This is a genomic window from Vibrio sp. Vb1026, from assembly GCF_033338745.1.
Lineage (GTDB): Bacteria > Pseudomonadota > Gammaproteobacteria > Enterobacterales > Vibrionaceae > Vibrio > Vibrio alginolyticus.
In genome coordinates, this window is the sequence record NZ_JAWOTH010000078.1 from 1 (window position 1) to 1,466 (window position 1,466).

The 1,466-nt window shown below is 44.4% G+C and carries 1 pseudogene; it reads right to left on the minus strand.

Annotated elements, in window-relative coordinates:
* Positions 1 to 1,134 (minus strand): annotated as a pseudogene (gene asd / locus R7E47_RS24300) (aspartate-semialdehyde dehydrogenase); the annotation flags it as partial.
* Positions 1,135 to 1,466: the final 332 nt, after the last annotated feature.

Sequence of the window (1,466 nt, forward strand, 5' to 3'; positions counted from 1 at the left end):
GAAGCGTACGACGCAGTGGCTCAGCAGCACCCCAAAGTAATTGGTCACCAACAGTGAACGCGTTTAGGAAATCATCACCCATTGCCATCTTGCGTAGACGACCAACAGGAACTGACATAGTGCCGGTGACCTTCGCTGGCGTTAGCTCTTGAGCCGTGATGTCACGATCGTTTGGAATCACCTTCACCCAGTCATTGTGAGTTGCAATGATTTCTTCGATTTCATCCATCGGCACATTTTGCTTAAGCTTAATAGTCAATGCTTGAGAGTGACAACGCATCGCACCGATACGCACACATGTACCATCGATAGGAACTGGAGCGCCTTGAGAACCAAGGATCTTGTTCGCTTCAACACCCGCTTTCCACTCTTCTTTGCTCTGACATTATCGCGCTTCACATCGATCCACGGGATCAACGAGCCAGCTAGTGGTACGCCGAACTTGTCTGTAGGGAATGACGCGCTGCGCATTGTGTCTGCAACTTTCTTGTCAATATCAAGAATTGAGCTTGCTGGATTTGCCAGTTCTGAACTTACTGCATCGTTGATAACGCCCATTTGAGAGATCAACTCACGCATGTTTTGCGCGCCAGCGCCAGAAGCGGCTTGGTAAGTCATCGCACTGGTCCATTCCACCAACCCTTTTTCAAACAGGCCACCAAGACCCATCAGCATCAGGCTAACGGTACAGTTACCACCTACAAAGGTGTTCGTGCCGCCATGAATACCATGTTGAATTTGTTTTAGGTTCACAGGGTCTAGCGTGATGATCGAATCTTCCGCCATACGCAGTGTTGAAGCTGCATCAATCCAGTAACCTTTCCAGCCTGCTTGACGAAGTGCTGGGTACACTTTTTCAGTGTAGCTGCCACCTTGACACGTAATGATCGCATCAAGCTGTTTTAAACTTTCGATATCAAAGGCATCTTGAAGCATACCTGCATCTTTTCCTAGATTAGGCGCAGGGATACCTACTTGAGAAGTGCTGTAGAAAACTGGTTCAATCAAGTCAAAGTCTTTTTCTTCGACCATACGCTGCATTAGAACCGAACCGACCATGCCGCGCCAACCAACTAAACCTACTCTCATCGCATAACTCTCCATGTAATAAATTAAACCTACCCCATAGTTCATTTTTCGCAGAAAAATCTCAAGCCCTAATTTGTAAATGAGGTCAATTTTTACCCTTTTACCGAGAAAATTCACGTTAGCCGTAATTTCGAACTATTTCTGCTGCCTTTACTCCTCGATTAACAAGTAGGGAAATCCCCTACTCCGAGCGTATTGGTCTTACCACTCAGTGAGAAAACAACAACTGAAGCACAATAAATTCACATCACACAACATTTAAATACATAGATTTTAAAATTAATTGGCAGTTAATTTTACAAGCAAACGTTTTAGCCGACGAACATCAAGATAAAACACCAAATGTTCGAAATATAATTTTTGTTAATGTATGTTAT